General features: G+C 43.9%; 1 protein-coding gene. It reads right to left on the minus strand.

The genetic code is table 11. The features are described from left to right. Positions 1 to 132: 132 nt before the first annotated feature. A complete protein-coding gene (locus VB694_RS06315; protein ID WP_323359463.1) occupies positions 133 to 24,006 on the minus strand; it encodes an SDR family NAD(P)-dependent oxidoreductase in 23,874 nt (7,957 codons plus the stop codon). Between the last annotated feature and the right edge of the window lie 42 nt (positions 24,007 to 24,048).

Below are 24,048 nucleotides of genomic sequence, written 5' to 3' on the forward strand. Positions count from 1 at the left end.
AGCGTGAATTGTTGCAGTCTCATTGAAATAGGAAGAAGGTTTCAAAGGTATTTCAACATTACAAATCCAGTTTTAACTACCTTGTATTTCCCTAGCTTTTTCAATAAGTAACTTCAGTAGTGTATCCGAAAGTCATTTTTCAGAATACAAAGTTTCACAAAATTCAATAATCGTCTGCCGTGACTTCTCTTCCGAAAACATGGTCATGTGACTGGACGAATCAACATCAATAATTTGTATATTCGGCAACTTCTTTTGCCAATGTCGAGAAGCGGCTAAAGGATCGGTTATGGCAAATTTTTCTCTGTCCTCTAGTGTTGCAAAATAATAGGGAGTCTGATCACCCAACATTGATCCGTTTTTGTTGCGGAAATAATAACAGTTAACCGCGTTGGGATCAGGAAGCGACATAAAAGTAAAGGTATCGGTTTGATAAAATTCATCTAGGTTTGTGGCCTGTTTAAGACTGGCAAATATTTCTGGCTCTGTTTTCACCAACCCGCGTTGTTTAGCTAAAGCAATTAGTTGAGTTAAATATTCCTCATCACTGAGGCTTGAATCCAGTTGATCTGAATTAATCAACATTTCCTGGACAGTTGTTTCTGATTCCTGCCATGCAGATAAGGTCAAAGCTCGGTTCAAGGCAATCAGATACTCTGTTTTATGTGAGTATTTATCCATCTCACCAGGCTTATACTGTAAGGTATCCACCATGACAATACTCTCAACACTCTCACCAAGTTCCTGTAATTGACGGGTCGCTTCATAAGCAAACATCCCACCTAGTGAATAGCCACCAAAATCGTATGGTCCTTGTGGCTGTACGGAGCGTATAGCATCAAGATAACGCTTCACCATCGTTTGTATATGAGAAGTGATCTGGGTTTCATTAATCCAACTCCAGGGCTGAATGCCATAGAAGGGACGCTGGCTTTTTTCAGCAACGGGCTTATAAACCATCACGCCCCCAACAGCATGAAACCAGAATACAGGTCTGCCCTTGGTACTTGAATTCATCTGGATTAGCTCTGGGAAAAGAATATTGTTTGTTGAGGAGAAACCTACTACTGGCTGATTTGCCTGGTCTGGCTCAATTTGTGAATCTCTCGGCGACTTCAAATAGAGCAGCATTTCCTGCATTGTGCGGCATTCCAGCAACTGCTCTAAGTTAATATCAGTATCAAAATGAGATTTTATTTGTTGGAAAATTTGGATGAACATAATCGAATCAACCCCATATTGAACCAGTGGGGTATTGAGATTGATTTCTTCTTTCGTTAGCCCTAGTGTGATCAGCATAATATCCGTAAGTATTACCTCTATGTTTTTACTAGAGGGGCTTTGATGATCAACGCTTTCAGAAATCGACTCTATCTGACCCTTGGAATCAACTTGAGATGTAACTTTAATCTCCGGGTTAGTCTCAACCCAGCAGCGCCGCTTGGCAAAGGGATAAGTGGGCAGGGAAATTATAGAAGCCTGACCTTTTTTATGCAGTGACTGCCAGGGAATGTTACCTCCTTTAACCCAGTAAAGTGCGATTTTCTCCAGGTTATTTTCGTCTAAAAGCACTTTCATCATTGCTTCCCCGGCTTTACCAGAAAGTAGATGCTTCACTTCTGAGTTATCTGCTTCCAGATTACCCATATATACGGGCAGAGAGGTATCTATCACCGCATTTTGTTCTAAGCAATTCAACGCCTCTTTGATTCCCTGGATTAATTCTGCTGAATTATTTACCAGAATTGCGATTCGATGGGTCATCGCCATCCGTCCCACTTGCAGGGTATAAGCCATATTCTTTAAGGAAAGTTGTTCATTGGATTGAACAAAATGGCTCATCTGTTGTAGCACTGCCTGAAGACGATCGCTACTTTTGGCAGAGAAAACAATCAACTGGCGATCGCCTCCAGCAGTGCGCTCCACGCGATCGCCCGGAAAATTAATATCAGAGGCTACCGGGTTTTTACTGAGAGAAGGAATATATTCTTCGACAATCAAATGTGCATTAGAACCCCCAGCCCCAAAGGAGCTAACCGTTGCCCTTCGGGGAAACTCTCGCTCTTGTCCATCAATATTTAATACTGGTCGCTGCCACGGTTGCAGTTTTTGTTGCAGATAAAAAGGTGAGTTGTCAAAGCTTAAATTCGGATTTAGCGGTTCGGCATTAATCGACGGTACAAGCTGTTGATGCTGAAGCTGTAAAATCACTTTTGTTAGTTGGGATATTCCCGAAGCCGCTTCTGCATGGCCTATATTTGATTTCACCGAACCGATCGCACAAAATCCCTGATCCTGAGTGAATTTTTGAAAAGCTTGATTGAGGGCATTAAGTTCAATCGGATCTCCCAAGGGCGACCCATTGGCCGCCGATTCAATATAAGTAATTGTGCGGGGATCAATGCCAGATTTACGGAAGTTATCTACAAGTAATTGGGTTTGTGCATTCGGGTTCGGTACATGAAAACCGTAAGTATGTCCACCATGATTGGTATTAATGGATTTAATAACTGCTAAAATCGAATCACCATCTTCTATGGCCTTGGCTAAGGGCTTTAACAATACCGTACCAACACCTTCTCCGGGAATATAACCATCACCTTCACCAAAACTTTTGCTGGTATTTTGCCGACTAATCATTTGACTCAGGCTTAAGCCAATGTATTTATGGGGATGAATGGAAAGATTCACACCCCCTGCGATCGCCATCTGACATTCACCTTTAAGCAGACTGTCACAAGCCAACTGAATCGCGATTAAGGAAGAGGAACACATTGTATCAATCGCCATACTCGGTCCCTGGAAATCAAAAAAGTAAGACACACGATTGGCGATCGCACTATAAGAAGATAAGGACAGGATTGACTCTTGTACGGGGTCAGCCGCTAAGGCTTGATACTGCTGGTACATCGCCCCAACATAAACCCCCACTTTATTATTGTGTTGTTCCTGTATTCTTGCCGGCGTATATCCCGAACGTTCTATCAAATCCCAGACTGTTTCCAAGAACAGGCGCTCATTGGGATTCATCAACTGAGCTTCACGAGGGGAAATATTGAAAAACAAGGGATCAAATTTGTCCACATCGGCCAAAAACCCGCCCCACTTGCTATTAGCCTTACTGGAATTAGAAGACTCAAGATCAAAATACAAATTATAATCCCAGCGACTCTTGGGAATTTCAGTAATACAGTTTTTACCCTGAGATAAATTTTCCCAGAATGTTTCTATGTCTGGAGATAGGGGATAACGTCCAGAAACTCCGATAATAGCAATATCCTGGGTTTGTGTAACGGGCAATAGTGATGAGTTTACGGCATGAGCCAAAAAGCGAGATTGTTGATTTACTTGCTGACTAGCTACATCAACAACAGCCACAGGATGATTTTCCGCTACTTTTGTGTTACCTAAACCGAGAACCTCTTGAAGTTTTTCTCTATAAGATGATACAAAATACTGGCTTATTTCCTCAATCGTTGGATACTCAAAAAAGAGAGTTTTTGATAAAGAACCAAAAACTTTTTCCAACTGATTAGTTAGTTGCATAATCACAACAGAATCAATGCCATACTGCTCTAGCAATTCGTCGTTTTGAATTCGATGGGCAGGAATCTTTAAGATCGAGGAAATGAGATTTTTGAAATAATTAACTGACCTGCTTTCAAAATTGTTTTCATCAATGCTTTCCTGTTGAATATTGATTTGAGATGGTAGCGATGATGAACGTGGCTGCTGGGAAGCTTGCAAGCGTTTCCTCTCTCCTGTCACCACCATGATTTGGCTTTGTCCTGAAGAAAGACCTTGAATCAGGGCTTGAATTCCCTGCTTTGTCTGCATCGGTACAAGTCCCGAATTTTGCAGAATGGTATGACTCTCTGGATTGATTTGCATACCGCCCTCTTGCCACAGCGGCCAATTAATAGCCAGCGTTTGTCCAAAACGTTTTTTGGCAGCAACCAATTGATTCCGGTAATGAGAATAAGCATCCATGAAAGCATTAGCACAGGCATAGTCTACCTGTCCCACATTGCCGTTATTGCCAGCCAGAGAAGAAAATAAAATGAAAAAGTCGAGATTTAAATCTTTGGTCGCCTCATCCAAATGAATCACGCCATCGACTTTAGGCGCAAGTACCGATTGAAACTCACTCGTTGTTTTTCTGATGATGAAATTATCCCGAATAATACCAGCACTATGCAAAATCCCTTGAAGTGATCCGATATTATTTTCGATGTCTTCAATTAAGTGTTTTATTTCCGGCTGCTGACTGACATCAATCTGCCGATAGTCTACCTTTGCCCCCAAAGATTCCAGTTCTTGAATTTGCTGATGTCGGCGCTGATCCAACGCAGATATCCCTGTCAGAATCAGAGAAACTTGCTTTGTTTGCTGGGCAATATGTTTGGCAAAGATGAATCCCAGTCCACCCAAGCCGCCTGTAATCAGGTAAACACCGCCTTCTTGCCAGGGAATTGGCATGGACTGTTCTGAAAGGGAAAGTTCTTGCCACGAAATAGTCTGGCGCTTTTCTTGTTGATAACGGATAAAAGTGTCTTCAGGGCAATGACTATTGCGCTGAATTTTATCAATTAGACCTGCCTGAGTTTCATTGGACTCCAAGGCGATCAGTTGTCCTAGAATCCCTGGGTTTTCTAAGTTAGCTGTTCTGAGTAAACCAGTGAGCGCACTAAAAAGCTGGGTTTCTCCCGCAGCAGGGATCAAAATCTGGATCAATGTTGTCCCTTGATTCTTTTCCTTAAGTAAGGATTTTATGCGCTCAAACACCTGAACCGAAATTTCTTGAATACGGGTTGCCAGTGTTTTGGCTTGAGTTGTCAAATGAATACATATCGCGCCTGGGATTTCCGATGCAATTGTGCGATCGCTACACCATTCTAGATCACACAACATCACAATCCGTTGAGAATATTCAGAATGTTCATGTTCAGACAATGCTTGTTCTTTCCAGACGGGGAAGCCCATCCAAGTGGCAATGGATTTACTTTCTTGTCTGGCAATCATACGACTAGAAAATCCTTTGATCCGAACGCAGATTTTACCGCTTTCATCACACAAGTCAATATCAATCTTGGTCACGGGATGACCAGATGTTTGGCTGCTGGCAGAACTATCATCACCAGAGCGTATCCAAGCCCACATCATCCCTTGACATTTGTCCATGATTTCCAGTCTGTCTAAGGCAAAGGGAAGTGAAATCTGCCCAGACTCAGACGCGGATTGTCCAACCGTGAGTCCAATACAAGCCTGTAAGGCTGAATCCATAATACTGGGGTGAAGAATAAATTCACTGTCAGTCCCAGCCACAACAGCAGGTAATTTGAGTTTCGCCAGCACTTGGTTATGACTAACATAGATATCTTCTATACCTTGTTGCCCTTGACCGTATTCAATCCCCATGGCTTTAAAAGCATCATAACATTGCTGCCGACTGAGATACTTCTGATTTATCTTTGTCTGCAAAGCTGATAAATCCAACGCCGCGACTTCCCGAACCTGACTGAAAGTTGCCACACCCTGACTATGGACAATCACCTCATTTGCTGTGTTTGTCTGGGAATAGATTTCATAACCAATTTCGGCAAAACTGACATTGTTGGCGTTGCTGTCTGCAAAAGTACCTGGAAAAACCCTGATATGAACGGTTTGCGCCTGACTGTTAAAAATAAAGGGATTTGCCCAGATAATGTTTTGAAGTTGAATGTAGGTTTTTTCCCAACTTGCTGAAGAATGTGGTAGCGATCGCTCTACAGCCACCCGCGCCATTTCCAGATAAGCCACACCGGGTAACATCTTATCCCCATTGACGCGGTGGTCTGCTAGAAAAAACTCCTCTCCGCTAAAGGTCGAACTAAAACGTTGTTCTCCAAGATCAGAAGTATTTTTATGTACCAGAGGATGAATCATCTCTGCGTTTTGATGATTAACTATTAACGCAGTAGATGCCAGTGACAGATCAATTGCTTTTGCCCAATAGCGTTCTCGCGCAAAAGGATAGGTTGGTAAATGAATACGAGACGGCTTCTTATCGCCATACAGTTTGTTCCAGTCGAAAACAAAGCCTTTGACCCAAATTCCTAATATTTTGCCATACTTGCGTTTGTGAATCCAGCTATCAATAGTTTCTGTAAAGTCTTCATCACTAGCAAGTACCGACATAGCTTCTTTATTGCGTTTTACCTGTCCTCGATAGAGGTCTTCCACATCGTTTTGACCGTCCAAAAATCTCTGGAGTTTTTCGCTGAGTTCAGCAAAAGAAGTCACAACCAGTCCCAGCCGTTCTTCCATAGCTTCCCGTCCCACCTGGAGAGTATAAGCGATCGCTTGCAGTTGTGCTGTTTGTGTTTCATCCTGATCTGCCTGACTGCAATCTCTAGCGTAAAGACACAGATTTTTGGCAAGTTCTCTGAGTCGGTCTTCGTCTCTAGCAGAAACAATAATCAAGCTATCCTTATTAACTTCCTGTTCATCAGCACGAGTCGCCAGACCCTGATCTTCATTCATATATTCTTGGATAATAACATGAGCATTAGCACCACCAGCACCAAAGGATGATATACCAGCAATTCGTGGATACACTCTGGTTTCCCCATTAATCGTCACCACTGGTCTTTCCCAGGTTTCCAGTGTTTGCTGGACAACAAAGGGCGTATCCGCAAAATTGATCTGGGGGTTTAGCTGCTGGGAATGCAAGGAAGGAACTAATTGACGATGCTGCAATTGCAATAAAACCTTGGTTAAACCAGCAATACCTGCCGCGCTTTCGGTGTGTCCGATATTTGATTTAACCGAACCTATGGCGCAAAATTGCTTATCCTCAATGTGTCCAAAAGCTTTACTCAAGCCAGTAATTTCAATCGGATCACCTAATGCTGTACCCGTGCCATGAGCCTCCAGATAACTAACTGTTCTGGGGTTAACTCCAGCCCGCTCCAGGGCTTCCTGAATTAACTGAGATTGGGCTATGGGATTAGGCACGGTATAACCATTGGTTTTTCCACCTGCATTGATCATACTGCCTTTAATAATGCCGTAGATAGCGTCCCCGTCTTGTTCCGCTTTGGCCAAGGGTTTTAAGACCACCGCTCCCACACCTTCCCCATCGACAAAGCCATCGGCCTGATCACCAAAGGACTTACACTCGTTGCCGGCAGACAGCATCATCATGGCGCTGAGACTCAAATATTGAATCGGGTCGAGAATCAAGTTCACACCACCGACAATCGCGCATTCGCTAGTGCCACTATGCAAACTCTCTACTGCCAAATGTAGGGCTGTTAATGAAGATGAACAAGCTGTATCCACTGACAAGCTCGGTCCTTGAAAGTTAAACAGGTAGGAAACCCGATTGGCCATGGACCAGTCGCTCGGCTGACGGGGATAAGTGCTATTCATCACCCCCACAAAAACCCCTACTTTGCGGCTATTACAGAGCGTTGTCGGCGTATAACCCGCATCTTCAATAGAGTTATAGGCGGACTGCAAAAATAATCTTTCTTGAGGGTCCATACGCTCGGCCTCTCTGGCCGATAATTGGAAAAATAAAGGGTCAAATTTGTCTACATCATCAATAAAGCCTCCCCACTTAGTGTAAAGCTTTCCTTCTTTACCTTTTTCTGCATCAAAATATTGCTTCCAATCCCAACGCTCTTGGGGAATTTCGGTGATACAGTTTTTCCCGGCTTTTAAATTCTGCCAAAAATCATGGATATTATCAGCCTGGGGATAACGTCCGCTCAGTCCAATAATGGCGATATCCTGATTAGCGGTTGATCCTTTTGCTGGTGATTCAGCTACGGCATTAAACCGTTGGGCAGTTCTAAAATCTGGTTTCAGTAAGGGTCGATTGTTCCCGCTTGTTGGGATTTCGGTTTTGGATGGCTCAATTTTTACGCGCGATGTTTCAGTGATAGACTGCTTTTCCAGCCCTAGCAAGGCTATAAATTCCTGGGACTGACTTGCAAGTAAATAATCAACAACACCATCAATTGTTTGGACTTCAAAAAATAATGTGTTGCTGATATTTTTAAATGCTTTTCGTAAGGTGCTGGTCAATTGAACCACTAAAATCGAATCTAAACCTAATGTTTCTAAGGGTTGTGCAGAGTCTATCTGGTCAGTTGCCAGTTGCAACGTTGAGGCAACTAGTTTTTTGATGTAAACCGTAGCTTTTTCCCGTAGAGTTGCAGTGTTTACTGTCTGAGGAGATTTAGATAGAGGCTGTGTCTGCTGGATTTCTGTTTTTTTGATCTCTAAGCTTGGTTTTGTGGGTGCAGACTGTGGCAATGGTGATATTTGGCGACGAGACTTTTGCCGAACAATACCATCGCTTTGGGCAATAATAATCTGCTGGCCAAAATCATGGGCAGATTTCGCTGCCAACAATGCCGGAAACGTAACGGAACTAAAACCTTCCTCTGTCAAAATATCAGACCAACTTGCCGAACTTAATGCCGGACTGCCAGTTATTCGCAAAGCTGCATCCTCATACAACCACCAACCTGCTAACAAACCAAAGGTTAAATGGGAAAATAAGGGCTTATTACTCATTTCATTCAGGAAGATTAAGCCATGTTTACGTAAGGTTGCTTTGGCATTACGGAGAGTATGGCGAATATTTTTTGTGGCGTGTAGTACATTAGCCGCAATCACTACATCGTAATGATTAGTCTGTATACCCTGTTCAGCCAGAGGTTTTTCTACATCAAAAATCCGCGTGACAATATAGGGGTGTTCAGGGGCATACTCTCGCAAACCATGTTGTAAAAAGGCTTTTGAAAGATCCGTGTAACAATACTCGACGATATTATTCTGAAATGGACGGAGTTGTTCTAGTAAGCCGGCTGTAGTTCCACCTGTGCCGGCACCGATTTCCAGTATCCGAATTTGTGTCCTGGGGTCTTGCGCCAATCGGGCTTGAACATAAGCCACTACGCTATTTTGAAGCGTTTGATTATAAAAGTCGGCAACGGCGTTACCTTTATAAACATTTTCTACTAGTGTCAGAGCGGAATTGGGAAATATAACATCGGTTGCCTGTTGTTTTCCTGTGAGAATTTCGGGTAAGGCACGCAAACAGGTTTCCACCAGAGTCACCAGTGCTTTTTGATTGCTATCTTGCAACCAGAGAATTTTTACCCTATCCCACTCTTGCCATAAGTCTGCGAGGTGAAGAGATGACAGCTTGTGCGTATAAATCTGTCCGTTATACTCAAGATACCCTTTTCTCTGCAAGACTGCCAAACTTTCTTCTAGCCATTGTCCATAGAATTCTGCGATCGCTGCTAAAATATTTGCTTGGGAATGCCTCTTTAATAAGCCTAATGACTGCAAAGTAGCTAAAAGTAATTTAGCCAGCATTTCCTCCATTGTCGTGGCTTGTTCAGCAGCCGCAGCTTTGATATTGATCACAGGCTGGGGTTGTTGCCGAAGATATGTTTGCAACCTGTCTATAGAGGCAGGAAGCTCTTGTTGATAAATTGTGATCCATTCCTCTAGGTCTTGATGCTGAGTGTTGCTGACTGAGGGTAATTGTTTGAATAATGCTAACTGATTCAGTGGCGATCGCAGTAGACTTTCTATGGCTGCCATCCCCTCTTGCGGTTCTATTGACCCCACTCCCGCCCGTACCATGCGATCGCGATATGCGTTTGTTGCCACAATACCTACACTACCCCAATAGCCCCAGTTGATGATTTTCACCTGACAAGACCACTCTTGCGCCATCAGGCTGGCAAAGGCATCTTTAAAGGTACATCCGGCCGCATAATTACTTTGCCCCGGCATTTTGGCAACGGACTGAATAGAAGAGAAAAACAAGACAAAATCTAATGCTTCTGCCGCGAATACTTGCGCCAGCCGCACACTGACATCGACTTTGGCCTTCAGCCCGGCTTGAAATTGCTGTTCATCCATGTTAGCCAGACTTTTATCTGCCAGGACAATTGCCGAATGAATGACACCATGAATATTACCGTAGCTACGTTTAATTTCCTGATATGCTGTTTGTAAAGCCTCTAAGTTGGTAGCATCGGCTTCGATATAGATTGGTGGAGTACCAAGTTTTGATAAAGCGTCCAGTTTTTCCTGAATCGTAGCATCTTTTTTTCTTCTGCCCAGCCAGATGATCTGCCCTTGATATTGTTCAATCATCCACCGACTCCAGACTTCACCAATACCACCCGCGCCGCCAATCACCACATAAACCCCCTGTGAACGGTAGCAGGGTTGTGATGAAATATCGAGATCAAAAACAGGCACTAACGCTTGTTTAAACCACTCCCTTGACCGATAGGCGATCGCATCGCCATTTTTATCCGCAGGTAATGCCAGCATCTCTTCCACAGGACAATCCTGATCTGCTTGCATATCCAATAAGCGAATTTGCCAATGGGGATATTCCTTCGCAAGTGAACCGATTAATCCATGTACACTGGCATGAATAGGGTTAACGATATCCTTTTTGCGTACCGCTTGTGTTTGCGTAGTAATCACAGTCCAATGCAGTACCTGATCGCCGTAACCAAATGCCAACAGCATTTTCAGCAGACGGAAGAGATAAAGCACTCCTTGGTTTTGTTCCCTAATCAATGACTCTTCCCTCACAGAAACAAGAGGCTGATCTGGTGCTATCCAGATAATCTGCACTACATTCGGCTGAGAAGATAATGCTTCAAGTTGGTGGCTGATCTCTTCCAACTCATTTGCCGCAAACCACAAAGCATGAGGATACACCTGATTAATAGCAGCTTTTTGTTGTTCGCTGCCACCAATAACAAGCACGCGATAGCTAGAAAAAGCATTATCCTGATCTTCTTTTTGCTGGACTGAGATTAGATTCCATACCGGGTGGAGCAAAGTTAAACTGGCATCTGGCGCTACTAATGCTCGCGACGAAAACCCCCGTATACTCACACAAATTTGCCCGTGATCATCGCACAGATCGATATCAAGTTTTTGCATCTCTGCGCTGCTATGGTCAGATTCACGAATCCAAGACCAGCTAGGCATTAACCCCCCATCGCATATTTCCAGGGATTCCAGCGCATAGGGCAAGGAGGGTTTGGGATCAGAGGAAACGTCACCACCTATACCCAGACCAAGGGAAGCCTGTAAAGCAGAATCCAGCAAACTCGGATGCAAAACAAATTGATTGGCTGTGTTGGCAACAGAATCAGGCAGACGTAGTTTTGCCAGTACCTGCTGATTTCCTACATAGACAGTATCAATACCCTGGTGTCCTGGGCCATATTTAATCCCCACAGATTCAAAGACCTGATAACATTGAGCAGCAGAAAGATGGCTTTGCTGACACTGGTTTTGTAAATTCGCCAGATCCAACCCTGGCCTTTTGTCGAAACAACACAGTTCAACGCTGCCTTGGCAATGTAAAACAGCATGATCATCACCTTCGTTTTCTGCTATGTCTGCATTGGTGTAAATTTCAAAGCTAATGGTTGTGCTATCTTCTACCTGCAACATGGTATGCACTCTGAGCGGCCAATCCTCAACCACAATTGCTCTGATCCAAACGACATGAGCAAAACGTAAATCACACTCCGATTTATCCACTGCCAGCATGACTGCCATGCGAACCATTTCTAAATAAGCCACCCCCGGTAGAATTCGTTTATCTTGCACCAGATGATCGGCTAGGAAAAATTCTTGACCAGTAAAGCTTGAGCTAAAGCGTTGTTTGCGAAAATTTGAGGTATTTTCGTGGATTAACGGATGTAATTTGACAGCGTTTTGCGCTTCTGGCAAAGCTGAACTTTTGGGTTGGGAATGAAACGCCGTTTCAATCCAGTATTTTTTTTGTTCAAAGGGATAGGTCGGTAGAGTAATGCGCTCAGGTTTTGGTTCGCGGTAAAGTTTGCTCCAATCAACCGCTAGTCCCTGACTCCAAAGTTCCACTAATTTGGCAAATTTTCGGCGTTGAATCCATTTTGCGATCGCCTCCTGAAGTTCATCATCGTCAGTAAATAAAGCCAGTGATTTTTTATGTCCTTTCACCTGCCCAATATACATATCTTCAATGCCGGTTTCTCTGGCCACAAAGGCATGAAGCTTTTGTTTCAGTTCATCCAGTGAACGGACAATTAAACCTAAACGTTCTTCCATGGCTTCACGTCCCACCTGGAGAGTATAGGCAATGTCACGTAGTTTTAAGCTTTCTCCTGGCTGGGAATTCAGGTAATCATGTAAATTTTTGGCAGCACAGTAGAGCCTATCTTCATTTTTCGCCGATAAGATCACGATTTGGGCATCGTTGTCCAGCCCCTCATAATCGCCTTCTCTAGTTTCTGCAATGTACTCTTCCACAATCAGATGGGCATTTGACCCACCGGCACCAAAGGAAGAAATTCCCGCCCTTCTGGGGTATTCTTTGGTCTCACCGTCAATATCAATCAACGGCCTTTCCCATGATGATAGTGTTTGTTGCAACACAAAAGGAGTTTTGGCAAAATTGATATTGCTGTTTAATTCAGTGGCATGAAGACTTGGTGCAATTTGCCCGTGTTTCAGTTGCAGGATAATTTTAGTCAGCCCTGCTACACCTGCGGCTGCTTCCAAATGCCCCAAATTGGATTTAGCCGAACCCAAGGCACAAAAATTAGTAGCATTGGTATGTTGCTGAAAAGCCTTGGTCAAACCGCTGATTTCAATCGGATCGCCTAATGCAGTTCCCGTTCCATGTGCCTCAATATAACTGATTGTGCGTGCATCCACCCCGGCTTTGTTCAAAGTTTCCGCAATCAATTCTGCCTGTGCATTGGGATTAGGTATGGTATAGCCATTGGTTTTACCGCCGTGGTTTACACTTGATCCCCGAATGACAGCATAGATATGATCGCGATCGCTAATAGCTTGGGTGAGTGGCTTCAGCAATACCGCGCCTACGCCTTCACCTGGGACAAAACCGTTACCGCCTTGGCCAAAGCTTTTACATTTCCCATCCTCAGATAGCATCTGGGCTGCACACATTTGCACATAGGAAGACGGATGTAGGTATAGGTTCACACCACCAGCAATAGCCAATTCACACTCCCCACGACGGATATGTTCGCAAGCTTCATGAATAGCCGTTAACGAAGACGAACACATCGTATCTATGGGCAAACTTGGTCCGCGCAGGTTTAAAATATAAGAAATACGATTGGCTACTGAGCTAAAGGATGTATGCGGATAGACAATTTCACCACGCTGCCATAGCTCTGGTCCATATAAATTAAAACCTGTTTTGGTAATACCAACAAATACTCCAACTCGTTGTTGAAACTGATCTCGCAGTGTTTCTCTGGTGTAACCTGCATCTTCTATTGCCTCCCAAGCACTTTGCAGAAACAGGCGCTCCTGTGGATCAATCCCCATGGTTTCGCGAGGAGAAATTGCAAAGAATAGCGGATCAAAGTCAGCAAAACCGTCAATAAAACTTCCCCATTTGCTGTAACTCTTACCCTGAGTAATCGCCTCTTCCACATTCTCATGATAAAAGCCTTCCACAGACCACCGTTCTGGAGGGATTTCTGTGACACAATCCTTACCTGATTGCAAATTATCCCAGTAATCTTGCGGTGTTTTGGCTTGAGCATATCGGCCAGCCAATCCGATAATAGCGATTGGTTCGGATGGCAAGGGTGTCAATTGTTGGGGTGAGGCAGGAGTGATGAAATCTTTGTCCTGTAAGACTTGCAACTTTTTATTTTCTTTCCCTTCTGCCTCCTGCCTCCTGCCTCCTGCCTTATCTGTTGTGGAGTCAACAGCCAAACCTGTCCAAGTCAGGCATTCTTTTTTATACTCTGTCGTTAAATAACTGGCCAGTTCTCCCAAAGTCTGATATTCGTAGAGCAAAGTTTTGGATATCTCCCCAAAAATCCCTGCCAAATGATGATTCATTTGGGAAATAATCATTGAGTCAATTCCATAGCGTTCCAGCGGTTCTTCTGTCTCGATGCGATCTGCGGCTAATTTGATAATGCTGCCAAACAGAAGTTTACACTGGTGCAATGTCTTAGCCAGAAGGCGTTTTTCATCAACTACAAAATTGGCAGATGCAGATTCATCGTGACGCACCTCTGTTGATGCAGCCAGCAACCCTTGGCGGATTTTAGTAACATTACCTTCTACGACCATGACCTGGTTCGATTTTAAACTCAGCGCCCGAAACAGAGCTTCTACCCCACTGTCGGTTTGTAACGCTTTTATCCCTGAATTTTGCTCTAACGCTTTCAAGGTCTGCTCATCCACATTCATACCGCCTTCTTGCCAAAGCGGCCAATTAATAGAAAGACTGCGACCAAAGCGTTGATTTGCTACAAACAAACCATGACGATAATCGGCATAAGCATCCATAAAGGCATTAGCAGCAGCATAGTCTGCCTGACCAGCATTACCTAGCACTGCAACACCAGAAGAAAACAAGATGAAGAAATCCAGGTTGATTTCCTTGCTTGCCTGATCTAAATACACAGTACCGCAGACTTTGGGAGCTAGTACCTGTTGAAACTGTGCAGCAATTTTTTGAATCATAAAACTGTCACGAATCAGTCCAGCAGCGTGCAGAATCCCATCAAGTTTAGCGAAGTCGCACAGAATACCCTGAATCAGTTCATCCACTTGTTTCTGTTGGCTGACATCGGTTTGTCGATATTCGATCCGCGCACCTAGTAGTTTAGCTTCTTGTTGCAGTTGTGACTGTTTTTCCTGACTTAAACCAGAGCGACCTGATAGAATGATGGTTGGGTTTTGGACACGACGAGCAATTTCTCTGGCAAAAATTAAACCTAAACCACCAGCGCCGCCAGTAATTAAATATACCCCCCCTTCTTTCCAAGGGATGTGAGGAAGTTTAGGTTCTGAAAAAGGAATTTCTTCCCAGGAAATTACCTCACGTCGTCCATGGCGGTATCTCACCTGCACATCTGCTGGCGACTGACTATTTTCCTGTAAACGCTGAATCAGCTGATCATCAGTATCAATTTCAATCAGTTGGCCGATGATTTTGGGATTTTCCAAATGGGCGGTTTTAAGCAATGCTGCAAGACCTGTAAACAGGCAACTTGCGCCTTGATTATCGTCCTTCCTTGGGCTGGGAATCACAATCTGCACAAATACCTTACCCTTTGGTTTGTTGGCGAGAATCTCCTTTAGATGGGTAAAAACCTGTTCACACAGGGACTGATAACTTAGCGCCAAATCTTCACCTTGAGCCTCAAGTGCATGACAAACGCCGCCTTGAGATAAACGGTCTTGTAAACCCGCAGGTGCGTCCATTTCACAAAACAAAATCAGGTGTTGGCTATAATCCAGAGCAGCAAGAACAACTGAGTCGGGTTTGACAGGGGCTGCTTTTTCTTTCCAGACTGGCTGACACATTAATACCCCGGTAGTTGCCTCGCTTAAGGCGGGAGATACTGAGGATTGATCAGGTATAGGTAAGGGTTGAACAGATGCAGGAATCCAGTAACTTTCACGCGCAAAGGGATAGCTAGGCAAGCTGATGCGGCGGGGTGATTTGCCGTGATTAAGTTGATTCCAGTTCACCGACAGTCCTTTTACCCAAAGTTTTAAGATTTTGGCAAATTTCCTGTCTTCAATCCACTTTGCCAGCATTTCCTGTAAATCATCATCGGATTCAAAAGCCTCTAAGGTATCCTTGTTTCCTTTAGTGTTGCCTTCGTATAGGTCTTGATTTTCTCCTTGGGTGCTGGTAAAAACGGCCAGCTTTTGTTCAAGTTCGGCAATGGAGGCAGCCACAAAGCCTAAACGATATTCCATCTCTTCACGTCCTATCTGGAGCGTGTAGGCGATATCACAAAGCCGTAATGGTTCTAGGGCTGATTTATGGCTGTCAATCAAAAATTCATGCAAATTTCTGGCAATTTCCACCAGACTCTGTTTATTTTTGGCTGACAAAATAATTAACGCAGGTTCGCCACTGTCTAGTTTAGCGACTGGCTCGGCAACATATTCTTCTAAAACCAGATGTACATTACTACCACCAATGCCAAAACTACTCACCCCTGCACGTCGGGGGATGGGGTTTTGAGTCTCATCGTGTAAAGCAGTCCAGGCTTGAGTGTCCTTGGCTAGATAAAAGGGGCTACCAGTCAATTGTATGTAAGGGTTTGGCTCTTGAAGATGACTATTACCAGGAATGAGGCGATGTTTGATCATTAATAGAACTTTCAAAACACCGGAAATTCCCGCAGCAGCTTCTAAATGTCCGATGTTGGTTTTCACTGACCCCAAGGCACAATGAGGTTTGTCAGCAGGGGATTTGCCGTTTTGTTGATAAAGCTGGGCAAAGGCACTTTTTAGCCCGTTAAATTCAATGGGATCGCCAAGTGGTGTTCCTGTACCGTGGGCTTCAATATAACCAACGGTTTCCGGGGCTACTCCTGCCTGGGTATAAGCCGAAATCAGTAACTCCTGCTGCGCCACGGGATTAGGTGCTGTGGGCGAAGTCGCTCTCCCTCCATGATTTTCGGCTGAACCGCGAATAACTGCGTAGATAGAGTCTTTGTCTGCTATGGCTTTTGCCAGGGGTTTTAATAAAATAGCGCCAACGCCTTCACCTCTAACATAACCATTGGCGCTTTGATCAAAGGTTTTGCAGCGTCCGTCTTCACTCAACATACCGCCTTGAGCCGCTGCCATTACCAGTTGTGGGTTGGCAATAATATTTACACCTCCGGCTAATGCCATCTCACAGCTACCCTGACGGATGCTTTCTATGGCACGATGAATAGCGACTAAGGAACTGGAGCAAGCGGTATCAATTGCTTCGCTTGGACCGCGAAAATTTAGTAAGTAAGAAACTCGGTTGGCCAGCATAAATGGAAACATTGCATAATATTCTGCGGAATTTTCCTTGATTCTGGCCTGCTGCATTAGGTCTTTATAGTCTGTGGTAGTTACCCCTACATAAACTGCGGTTTTGCTACCAGACAGATTACTGACTCGATAACCTGCGTCTTCAATTGTTGCCCAAACTGTTTCCAAAAAGAGACGAAATTGAGGGTCCATTAATTCGGCTTCTACTGGAGAAATACCAAAAAATAAAGGATCGAAGCGATCAATGTCTGTCAGGAAACCGCCCCATTTAATCTTGCTTTTGCCGTCTTTGTGCTGGTGGTCACTGTCGTAATCTCGCCAATTCCAACGGTCTTTGGGTATTTCGCTGATTAAATCGCGGTTATTCTCTAGATTATGCCAAAAATCTCTCAGATTCTCTGATCCAGGAAATTTGCCGCTCATCCCAATAATGGCGATAGCGTCAGTTTTAGTCTGATGTACTGGAATTCTCGTTTCTGGAGTAGAGTTTGATGGAACAGGTGCAGCTGGTGAAGATACAAAGGGCTGGCTGTTACTCATCTGCTCTGCTGGGACTTGGGTTTGAGCTTGGCTGGGTAAAGTCGCTTTTTTGGTTGAAAGTTTGTATTTTTTCAGCAACGCTTCCTGATGATTCTCTAGCAGGGAGTTAGCAAGCGATCGCACGTTGGAATACTCAAAAAAGAGCGTAGGCATTAATTCCAAGCCATACATTTCGTTTAAATAATTGGTAAAACTGGTAAAGCTAATGGAATCAAACCCATAGTTGAAAAACTCGGAGTCAATGTCGATTTCTTCGGGTTTCACTTTTTGCAAGCGACAGATAAATGCAGCCAAATCTTTATGCAGTAACCGCGTTAGCGATGCTAGTTGGTTTTTTTCATCTTTGCTTTGCTGAACTAATGTCTCGGTTTCATCTGCTGGAATCTGGCGCTGATTTTCCGTACTTGGTGAGGACGACAACAAGCGGGAGCGGATTTTTTCGGTTTCACCCTGAGCTACGAAAATCTGGTTAAATTCAGAAGATAAAGCCCTGTCAAATGCGTTTAACCCTGCGTCGGTTGTCAACGCTATCATGCCAGTATTTTTCTGCATCAGAGTTTCATTTTGTGCATCCACTCCCATGCCTCCGTCTCTCCATAAAGGCCAATTTATGGAAATTGTTTTACCAAAACACTTTCCTGCTTTGACACGTAGATTCCGAGCTTCGGCAAAACTGTCTAGAAAAGCATTCGCTGTTGCATAATCGACCTGGCCAATACTGCCAAAAACCCCTGCGATCGAAGAAAATAAGACGATAAAATTCAGGGGAATATCTCGACACGCCGCCTCTATCGCTAAAATTCCTGCTACTTTAGGGCGCAATACGTTGCTAAATTCAGCACTCGTTTTATTCAGAATATAGGCATCCTGATTCACTCCAGCACTATGAATAATGCCATTTAATTTGCCATATTTTTTCTGAATACTTTGAACAAGATCCGCCACTGCTTTTTGATCGCTGATATCGCAATTTAAATAGCTAATCTCCGCGCCTGTCTGCTGAAGTTCATTTAATAATTTTGCTCTGGCAGCATTTAAGGTCGAACGCCCACTCAAAATCAGTTTTAAGCCTTTTATTTGACTTAGGTGTTTGACAAAAATTTGCCCTAAACCGCCCAGTCCACCAGTAATCCAAACAACATCACCTTCATGTAATAAATCTGCGTTGAAAACAGGCTTTTCATGGCTGTTGCCAAAATCGGATATTTCATTGAGCTTTTTAGTCTTTCTAGTTCCCGTTTGGGTATAACAGACTTCTACATCTTCTGCGGGGAGTTCCATTTCCGCTGCGACAAGTTCAGCAAAGCTTTCTGTTTGATCATCAACTGCGTAACGAATCAATTTACCTGCTATCTTGGCATTTTCAAATCTCGCTGTTTTCAGCAAGGCAGCAAAACCAGCGTGAAGATAAGCATTTTTGTTTTCTGGTACAAGTATAATAATTGGCTGGATCAGTTTAGGTTTTGATCCTATGCAGGTTTTGATGCACTCAAAAACCCGCAGGTAGTTAGCCTGAACAGTTTCGGTGATATCTGCGTCCACTGATGCCAGGGTTTCAATGCTTGCTGTTGGCCATCTCCGGCTCAATATGTGATTAAGCTCTGGATTTTCTTGGGTAAGAATAAAAATAGGGGCTGCTGCTGTTTGTGTCCCGTTTTTGTCACCAGACAAGGGGCTTTCTTGCCATTGAGTGGTTGCATAGATTACATTGCTTTGGACAACTGTTTTTTCTGGGTTTTTGTCCCTATTCCCAGAATCTGTCAATGCACCTGGAATGGAAGTGGTAAAGCCTTGAAATAAAACAACACTTTCGCCGTTTTCGTCCACTAGCTGAATATCGTGCTTGTTGGGGGAACTCAAGGTCACATAAGCGTAGACCCGCTCAGGTATTTCCTGATATATCCACAGCCTGTCTAAGACAAAAGGCATGGGTAGATGTTCCTGCGGCCTATTCAACAAAGAAAAGATGACACTGCTGAGGATCGCTCCATTCATTATACTTGGATGAAGCAGATAATCTGCGCGTGTCGATCGCATAAAATCGGGTAATTCAAGTAAAGCCAAGGCTTCAGTTTGATTGTGCCACAATTGTTTGATTGTCAGGAGGCTGCTTCCGTGGGTAGATTTTAGCAGTTGATGGCAATCGGCGGTTTTTACGCTGGCCGGACAGCGGGTGAGAATATCCTGAATATTCAGTCTGGGGGGTGTCGTTGGGTGCGAAGCCTGGTCAATAATAAGTTGACCCTGACAATGGATGTTCTCTAGTGAATCTTGATTGTGTGTTGTGATCGTAAAACGATGGCGAGGCGCTGCTGCAAGCGGTTCGCCTTCCTGATACAATTGAACAAATACATCCCGATCTGTCCCAGCAATGAACAGCAGCTGATTCCAAACAATATTTTTCAATCCCAGGATTTTCTGCCCCATACTCAACTGACCAGCAGCGCCGGCCATTTCTAGGTAAGCTGCACCCAGCATTACTTGTTGGTGATCTCGCAGAAAAAATTCTGCTCCGGTGAATCGACTGATAAAACTATCGCTCGCTGAGTTATCTGTGCGTAATTTTTGATGCAATAAGGGGTGCAGCAGTGGAGGTAATGTTGCTTCCTGAGCAGAGAAAACACGAGAAGAAAAACCTCTCATCAGCACACAAATTTTGCCACTGTCATCGCACAAATCTAAATCAAATTTCTGAATCGGACTACCAGCTTTATTGTTATCGGCATAGCGTATCCAAACCCACAGGTCAGTGCTGCATTTGGATTTGATTTCCAGTGTTTCCAAAGCATAAGGTAAAGAGGTTTGTGGTTCTGCGTCCGATGTCTGTGTTCCCAGCGCAAAACCAATTGCTGCTTGCAAGGCTGAATCCAGTAGACTGGGATGGAGTCCAAATTGTTGATGATTGTCTAAAACCGAGGCAGGTAGGCTGAGTTCTGCCAATATCTGATCATTGCCAACATGGACTGCCGCTATGCCTTGATGCCCTTCACCATAATCAATGCCCATAGCCATAAAAGCTTGATAACACTGATCCGGTGTGAAATGGTTGTGATCTGTTTTTTGCTGCAAATCTTCAAGATCCAGGTAACTTTCACTATCTGGTATTTTGAAAATGGCAATGCCTTGGCAGTGAATGGTGCGGTTTTGCTGATTAGGAAAGCTATCGCCAGAACTATCCTCTTCCCCGGTGTAAATTTCAAACCCAATTTGTGAGTTTTGTTTAGCAAACAAGCCAATATGAACTGGTTTCTCTGTACCATCAATCACCAGCGGTTGTTGCCAAATAATGTTCTTCAATCCTATTGTGCTGAAATCACTTGCTGAGGTTGCCAGCGCCACAGCGGCTCGTGCCATTTCCAGATAAGCAACACCCGGCAGAATTTTTTGGCCTTGCACCTGATGATCAGCGAGAAAAAATTCTTCCCCACTAAAAATAGAACTAAAACGCTGTTGACTGAGTGTAGAGGTATTACGGTGTAACAAGGGGTGAAGGGCAGCAAAAAGCGGTGCAGTTTTAACTTTCATCGGCACCCAATGACGCACTTTGGCAAAAGGGTAAGTCGGCAAACTGACGCGGGCTGGTTTTGCTAAAGAACTCTCCAACTCATAAAGGTCGTGCCAATTCACAGGTATACCTTGAATCCATGCCTGTGCAATTTGATCAAGCTTGCCTTCAAGTATCCACTGTTGTAACACTACCTCGCTATTCTCGCCTTGGCGGGAATGTTTTTGCTGTTTAACGTGTTTGTTCTGCCAACTATTTTCCTTGGTACTATCACCATCCACAAAAGCTTTGAGGTTTTCAATTAATTGCTGTTTGCTATCAACAAGAAAAATCAGCCGTGCTGCCATTGCTTGTCGTCCCACCTGTAAGGTGTAGGCTATGTCACGAAGCAGCGCAGTTTTCTGCTCTGCCAAACCCTCAGACGTGGAGACTAAATAGTCATACAGGTTTTGTGCAGATGCTCTCAGACGCTCTTCATTTTTGGCAGATAGAGGAATCAGCACGGGCATACTTTTGTTTATAGCTTCTGTAGGTGGCGCTAAAACGTCTGTGCTTTCCTCCGCAATATATTCTTCCAGAATTACATGAGCATTAGACCCAGTTGCGCCAAAGGAGCTTAAACCAGCCCGTCGTGGGTAATCTGAAGTCCCTTCCCAGTGCTGGGTTTGATGCTGAACATAAAAGGGCGATGTCTGCAAATCCAGGTGAGGATTAATTTCTTGGGAGTGTAGTGACGGAACTAGTGTTTTATAGTGCAGTTGTAAGGCTACTTTGCTCAAACCACTAATGCCAGAAGCCGATTCGGTATGACCAATATTGGATTTAACAGAGCCGATCGCACAAAATTGTGTATCGTTGGTGTAGGTTTTAAAGGCTTTGGTTAAGCCCTGAATCTCAATCGGATCGCCAAGGGAAGTTCCCGTCCCGTGAGCTTCGACATAGCTAATCGTGCGCGGGTTAATGCCAGTTTTCTCCAGGCATTGTAAAATCATATTACCCTGTGCTACCGGATTTGGCACGCTGATTCCGGAAACTTTGCCAACGTGATTTATAGTGCTACCTTTGATTACCGCATAAATATGATCTCGGTCTTGGATAGCCTGTGCTAAAGGTTTCAAAACCACAGCACCCACTCCTTCACCGGAAACATAACCATCCCCACCGCTGCCAAAAGTTCGACAACGGCCGTCGCTGGAATACATATCCAGCACACCATAGGTAATATATTTATTCGGGTGCAATGATAGGTTTACTCCTCCCGCTAAAGCGATATCACTTTCTCCGTGTCTAATACTTTCCAATGCTAGGTGTAAGGCCGTGAGTGAGGATGAACATACGGTATCAATGACCATCGAGGGGCCATGAAAATCACAAAAATAGGAAACCCGGTTAGCGATTGACGCATAGTTTAATGACAAAAGAAACTGCTCGCCCCGGTCAATAGCTTCTGCGCCAAGAAAGACATAATCTTTGTGCATCACGCCGACAAATACACCAACACTGGACTGGCGATGTTTGTCTTGCTGACCAGATACCAGGGTTTCGGGCGTATAGCCAGCGTCTTCAATGGATTCCCAGCAGGTTTGCAAAAATAGGCGTTCCTGCGGATCTAACACTTCGGCTTCCCGTGGCGAAATCCGAAAAAACTGATGATCGAAGCAATCGGGGTCTTGGATAAATCCACCCCATTTTGATACGCTTTTACCTGACGGTGATTTGAGTTCGGCCAGACTGCGCCAGTCCCATCGCTCTTGGGGTATTTCTCTAATACTGTCTTTACCTGCGATTAAATTTTGCCAGAATTCATTGATATTGTTGGCATCAGGATACCTCCCAGCTATGCCAATAATGGCAATATCACCCTCATTTTTAGACTGTGTTTTAATAACATTGGCCTGCACTGGATTAGCAATCTGTTCGTTGATAAAGCTTTGATTTGTTAAATTCTCATCTACCAGGTGAGCGGCCAGTTCCTCGATGTTTGTGTATTCAAATAACAGAGTGGGAATTAATTTAACAGCGAATTTTTCCTCTAATGCCGTGACTACTTGCAACAACATTGCCGAATTCATACCGAGTTCATAATAACCAGCATTAGTATCTATTTGATCCGGCGCACATTCTAAGTATGAAGCAATGATTTGTTTAAGCAAGTCTTCCATGCTTTCAACGGACTCAGATTTGTCAATCTGAGATGGGCTTGCTGGTAGGTTGCTAGATTGTTCCTGATTCGGCTTAGGCGCTGGTACATTGTCTGATTTTTTCAGACTCGGATTAATAAAACCGGACTCTCGAACCAGCTTATTAACAAAGTTTTTTAGTTCCGCAATTTTTTGCCCAGAGTCGTTAAAAAACTCCAAGTCTATATAAATCATATCTTTTTTTCGGCGTACTGATGCTGTTTTTACCCTGACAATGCACTTTTGCCGGAACAACGAGTCAGCGCGAAAACTTTCATAGAATAAAGGTAGAAACAAGCGTTGTTCACCTTCAACCAGCGTAGCAAACAAATTTGATGAACCTACACCACTACCATCTATCAGGGTGGGGTGAAACATAAAATTAGCAGCAGTAGCAGCGGCGGCGGCTGGCAAAGAAACCTCGACAATTTGTGTATCATCCAAGGTGTAAACTGTTCCTTCTGCCTTCATCATTCCCGAATGAATCAAACCCTGAGAACTGCACTGGGCATAGATATCATGCAAGCTGATTTGTGTTTTACTGGCAGTCTGGAGAGATGGAAAATCTAGATAGTCTTTAAAACCGGGCGCTTCACTACAATGAAGCATTTCTGCCTTGATATAAAGTAGTGACTCTGTAGCCACCTGGCTATCTCCTTGCGGCCAGTCTTGCAATTGAATCGACCACAGCCCTTTTGATACTTCATCTGCTTGTAGTAAAAGCCTAAGACTCGCACCTTGATTAACTATTAAGGGACGATAAATGGACAAATTGCGAAGTTCCAATGCCTCAAAACTATGTCCATGTTCACGGAAAAACTGGTACAACAAGTCAATATAAGCCAACCCTGGCAATAAAGCCTGACCATAGGCTTGATGGTTTTTAATGATGGGATGGCTGGCATTTATAATAAGTTCTTTTTTCACTTTATTGATCCTGTTTCATGATTGTAAAAGTTGATAATCTCG

This window comes from Anabaena sp. UHCC 0451 (assembly GCF_034931405.1).
In the GTDB taxonomy this organism is placed as follows: Bacteria; Cyanobacteriota; Cyanobacteriia; order Cyanobacteriales; family Nostocaceae; genus RDYJ01.